Source organism: Roseomonas rosulenta (genome assembly GCF_016106005.1).
Lineage (GTDB): Bacteria > Pseudomonadota > Alphaproteobacteria > Acetobacterales > Acetobacteraceae > Neoroseomonas > Neoroseomonas rosulenta.
Map to the genome: position 1 here is coordinate 1 of NZ_JACADR010000308.1, position 4,902 is coordinate 4,902.

The following is a 4,902-nucleotide window of genomic DNA, read 5'->3' on the forward strand; positions in this document are numbered from 1 at the left end:
GCCCCCGCCTTGGCCGCGACGGGGCGGGGTGCCGCCGCCGGCGCGCGGCCGAACAGCAGCGGCAGCGCCGCGAATGGGCCGAGCAGCCCCGCCGCGATCAGCGCCGCCGACATGCCGAGCCAGGCGGCGATGCCGAGCACGAAGGCCGGCGCTATTGCCCCGCCCAGGAAGCCCGCGAAGGTGTGGATCGAGAAGGCCCGCCCGACCCGCTGCTCGGCGATCGAGGCGCCGAGGATGGCGTAGTCCGCCGGGTGGTAGACGCTGTTCGCCAGCCCCGCCATGGCCGATGCCGCGATCAGCCAGGCATAGCTGCCGGTCATCCCGAGCAGGATGAAGGACAGCCCGCCCAGCGTGAGCGCCGCCGCCAGCATCCGCCGCGGCCCGGCGCGGTCCACGATGAAGCCCATCGGCGCCTGGGTGAAGAAGGAGACGACGTTGAAGGCCGTCAGCGCCAGACCGAGCTCGACATAGGAAACGCTGAGGCTCTCCCGCAGCAACGGGAAGAGCGGCGGGATCACCAGGTAGTGCACGTGGCTGACGAAATGCGCCGCGCAGATCTGCGACAGCGTGCGGCGTTCGTCGGGTGTCCAGCCGGCGGCCATGGTCAGTGGGCCTCCGCCCAGGAATGCCCGGTGCCGACCTCGACCGAGAGCGGCACGCGCAGCGTCGCGACCGATTCCATGATGTCCTTCACCAGGGCGGATGTCGCCGCCACCTCGGCCTGCGGCACCTCGAAGACCAGTTCGTCGTGCACCTGCAGCAGCATGCGCGCCTTGAGGCCGGCGTCGCGCAGGGCGCGCGGCAGGCGCACCATGGCGCGCTTGATAATCTCGGCCGCGCCGCCCTGGAAGGGGGCGTTGATGGCCGCGCGCTCCGCACCCGCGCGCCGCACCGGGTCCTTGGTGGCGATGTCGGGAATCCAGAGCTTGCGGCCGAAGGGGGTGCGCACGAAGCCGTGGGTGCGCGCCTCCTCCTTCAGCCGCTCCATCTCCTGCCGGATGCCGGGGTACTGCGCGAAATAGGCGTCGATGATGGAGCGCCCCTCCGCCGGCGGGATGCCGAGGCGCGAGGCGAGGCCGAAGGCCGACATGCCGTAGATGATGCCAAAGTTGATCATCTTGGCGCGCCGCCGCGCCTCCTTGTCCACGCTGCCCGGCGCCAGGTGGAAGATCTCGGCCGCGGTGCGGGCGTGGATGTCCTCGCCCTGCTCAAAGGCGGCGCGCAGCGTCGGCACCTCGGCCAGATGCGCGAGCAGGCGGAGTTCGATCTGCGAGTAGTCGGCCGCCAGCAGCACATGCCCGGGCTCGGCCACGAAGGCACGGCGGATGCGCATGCCTTCCTCGGAGCGGATCGGGATGTTCTGCAGGTTGGGATCGGTCGACGACAGCCGCCCGGTCGAGGTGCCCGCCATGCCATAGGATGTGTGGACGCGACGGTCCGCGGCGTCGATCTCGGCTGCCAGCCCCTCGACATAGGTCGACTTCAGCTTGGCGAGCTGCCGCCAGTCGAGCACGCGGGCGGCGAGCTCCACGCCCTGCGCCGCCAGCTCCTCGAGCACCGCGGCATCGGTCGAATAGGCGCCGGTCTTGCCCTTGCGCCCGCCGGACAGCTTCATCTCGTCGAACAGGATCTCGCCGAGCTGCTTGGGCGAGCCCACGTTGAACTCGCGCCCCGCCAGCGCGTGGATCTGCTTCTCGAGCACCGCGAGGCGCTGCGCGAAATCCTCGCCGATGCGCGCCAGCTCGGCGCCGTCCACCTTGATGCCGGCGGACTCCATGTCACGCAGCACGCCGATCATGCGGCGTTCGACCTGCTCATAGGTCGCGAGCGCGCCCTCCTCGCGCAGCCGGGGCTTCAGCAGCAGCCATAGGCGCAGCGTGACGTCGGCATCCTCGGCGGCATAGGCGGTGGCCCGGTCGAGCGGCACCTGGGAGAAGGGGATGCGCGCCTTGCCCGTGCCGGTCACCTCGTCGAACTTGATCGGCGCGTGGTTGAAGTGCAGCACCGAGAGCTCGTCCATGCCATGGCCGTGCCTGCCGGCCTCCATGGCGTAGGAGAGCATCATGGTGTCGTCGATCGGCGCGATGGTGGCGAACCCGCCGTTCTCGTCGCGCGCCAGCACCTCGAGGTCGTATTTCGCGTGCTGGAACACCTTCAGCACGGTCGGGTCCTCGAGCAGAGGACGCAGCAGCGCGAAGGCGCGCGCCGCCTCGACCTGCGCCGGCGCGGGCTGCGCCAGCATGTCGGTCGCATCGCCGTGGCGCAGCGGCACGTAGCAGGCGCGCCCCGGCGCGACCGCCAGCGAGAACCCCACCATCCGCGCGCGACGGGCATCGAGGCTGTCCGTCTCGGTGTCCAGGCCGACCACGCCGGCGGCGGTGGCCTCGGCGATCCAGCCCGCCAGCGCCGCCTCGGTGGTTACGCAGTCATAGGGGCCGAAGGGCAGGGCGAGGTCGGGCGCGACCGGCCCGGCCGTGGGCGCGTGCTTCAGCGCGGCGGGCGCCGCACTGCGCCGCGGCGGGTCATTGCCCTCGCCGAGCTTGCCCATGCGCGCCAGCAACGACCGGAACCCCATGGCGCGCAGGAAGGCTTCCAACCGGTGGTCGGCGGGCGGTTTCGCGACCATGTCCGCGATCGGGCAGGGCAGAGGCGCGTTCTCGTCGAGCAGCACCAGGCGGCGTGAGATGCGCGCCTTCTCCGCATTCTCGACCAGCGCCTCGCGCCGCTTGGGCTGCTTGATCTCGCCCGCCCGCGCCAGCAGCGATTCCAGGTCGCCGTATTCGTTGATGAGCTGTGCGGCGGTCTTGATGCCGATGCCCGGCACGCCCGGCACGTTGTCGGTGCTGTCGCCAGCCAGGGCCTGCACCTCGACCACCTTGTCGGGTGTCACGCCGAACTTCTCCAGCACCTCCGGCTCGCGGATCGGCTTCTGCTTGATCGGGTCCAGCAGCTGCACGCCGGGGCGGACCAGCTGCATCAGGTCCTTGTCGGAGGAGACGATGGTGACCTGCCCCGGCCCCTCCGCCAGATAGGCCTTGGCATAGGCGGCGATCAGGTCGTCCGCCTCGAAGCCCTCGAGCTGCGCGCGGCAGACGCCGAGCGCATCCGTCGCCTCCCGGATCAGGTCGAATTGCGGGACCAGGTCCTCGGGCGGGTCGGGACGGTGCGCCTTGTAGTCGGCGTAGATCTCGTTGCGGAAATTGATGCGCGCCGCATCGAACACCACGGCGATATGCGTGCCCGCATGCCGCGTCAGGAACTGCGAGAGCATGGTGGTGAAGCCGTAGACCGCGTTGACCGGCACGCCTTGCGGGTTCGTCATCGGCGGCAGCGCGTGATAGGCGCGGAAGATGTAGCCCGACCCGTCCACCAGGATCAGGTGGCGCTCACCGGGGGCGACTGGGGGCAGCGCCTCGGACGCGGCGGCGGCCTCGCTCATCGCGGTGCCCCGCGGCCTGCCGGCCTCCGGGGCCCGGTCCTCGTCAGTGGCCATGATCCTCGCCCGCGCCATCGGCGAGGACGTAGGTGATCGAGCAATAGGGGCAAGTGACCTGGCGTCCCTCGGGGCGGTCTTCGATGTGCAGCCAGATGCGCGGATGGCCGAGCGCGCCGGCCGCCTCGCCGTCGCAGGCGACCTTGCGGGCATGGACCTCGACGCGCTGGTCGGGTGTCAGGCCCTCGACGAATTTCGGGCCGTATCCGGTCATCAGGGGGTCGCGCATCGTCGTCCTCGCCGCAGGCGCTGCACCATAGTCGCCGCCGGCCGGGCGGGCCAGTCTCGGCGCTCGCGATGCCTGCCGCCAGGCCGCAATGCGCGCTAGATTGGCGCCGCATGGATCATTCCGCCCCTCCGGCAGGGGCCGGGGACGGGGAGCCGGCGCGCCAGACGCGGCATCCCCCCCAAGGGCCCGATGGAACGCCGCGGCTGCGGCGGCGCGCCCTGCTGGCTGCGCTCGCCTTGCCCGCCTGCACCCCGGCCCGCGCGCCGATGGGCCCGCTCGTCACCGCGCCTGGCATCTCGGACGACTCCCTGGTCATGCCCGATGGCGTGCGCCTGCCGGTCCATGCCTGGCTGCCGCCCAGCCCGCCTCGCGCGGTCGTGATCGGCCTGCACGGCATGAACGAGCACGCCCGCGCCTTCGCCGAGGACGCCGCGCCGTGGTTCACGGACCAGGGCGTCGCGCTCTACGCCTACGACCAGCGCGGCTTCGGCGGTTCCCCCAACCGCGGCATCTGGGCCGGGCACGAGACGATGGCCGCCGACGCCACGCAGGCCGCCCGGCTGGTCCGCGCGCGCCACCCCGGCGTGCCTATGGTGATGATGGGTGAGAGCATGGGGGGCGCCGTGCTGCTCGTGGCTGGTGCGTCCGCCGCGCCGCCGCCGGTCGATGGCCATGTGCTTCTCGCCCCCGCGGTGGTCGGGCGGGACAGCCTCGGCTGGTTCGCGCGCGGCATGCTGGATGTGCTGGTCACGGTGGTGCCCATGATGGGCTTCGCCAATTCGGCCCCGGGCTTCCAGCCGACCGACAATATCACCGCCCTGCAGCGCTGGTCGCGCGACCCGCTGCTGATCCGCCACACCCGGGTCGATGCGCTGGCCGGCCTGGTCGACCTGATGGATGCGGCGGTGGCGGCTGCGCCGAACTTCCGCGCCCCGGCGCTGCTGCTCTATGGCGGGCGGGACCGGCTGGTGCCGGCGGGGCCGACGCGCCGCCTGCTGGCGGCCCTGCCCGACCCCGCGCATCAGCGCGCCGGCTTCTACGCCAATGGCTACCACATGCTGCTGCGCGACACGCAGGGCGAGCGCGTTGCGCGTGACATCACCGCCTGGGCGACCGACCGCCGCGCGGCGCTGCCCTCCGGCGCCGAGGCCGCGGCGCGGGCGTGGCTCGCGGCGTGAGC

At 72.1% G+C, this 4,902-nt stretch carries 4 protein-coding genes; 1 reads left to right on the plus strand and 3 read right to left on the minus strand.

What is annotated here, in order from left to right; genetic code table 11:
* From HW578_RS22840 to HW578_RS22850, 3 genes are all read right to left on the minus strand, one after another.
* Nucleotides 1-602: MFS transporter (locus HW578_RS22840; RefSeq protein ID WP_198373015.1), on the minus strand; the 602-nt coding region annotated here is incomplete at its 3' end.
* Between the two features lie 2 nt (nt 603-604).
* The gene (gene polA, locus HW578_RS22845; protein WP_198373018.1) at nt 605-3,439 is read right to left on the minus strand and encodes a DNA polymerase I; all 2,835 of its coding nucleotides are present in this window, start codon (nt 3,437-3,439) and stop codon (nt 605-607) included.
* 43 nt (nt 3,440-3,482) lie between these two features.
* Nucleotides 3,483-3,722, minus strand: coding sequence for a zinc-finger domain-containing protein (locus HW578_RS22850; protein WP_198373016.1), 240 nt, complete (start codon nt 3,720-3,722; stop codon nt 3,483-3,485).
* 266 nt (nt 3,723-3,988) lie between these two features.
* On the opposite strand from HW578_RS22850, the gene HW578_RS22855 reads away from it, so the two are divergent.
* The gene (locus tag HW578_RS22855) at nt 3,989-4,900 is read left to right on the plus strand and encodes an alpha/beta hydrolase (protein WP_198373017.1); all 912 of its coding nucleotides are present in this window, start codon (nt 3,989-3,991) and stop codon (nt 4,898-4,900) included.
* The last annotated feature ends 2 nt before the right edge of the window (nt 4,901-4,902 follow it).

What these genes read in the sequence shown, in the direction of transcription:
- HW578_RS22855 (WP_198373017.1), top strand. Translation starts at nt 3,989, where the DNA reads ATGGGCCCGCTCGTCACCGCGCCTGGCATCTCGGACGACTCCCTGGTC.
- HW578_RS22850 (WP_198373016.1), bottom strand. Translation starts at nt 3,722, where the DNA reads ATGCGCGACCCCCTGATGACCGGATACGGCCCGAAATTCGTCGAGGGC.
- polA (WP_198373018.1), bottom strand. Translation starts at nt 3,439, where the DNA reads ATGAGCGAGGCCGCCGCCGCGTCCGAGGCGCTGCCCCCAGTCGCCCCC.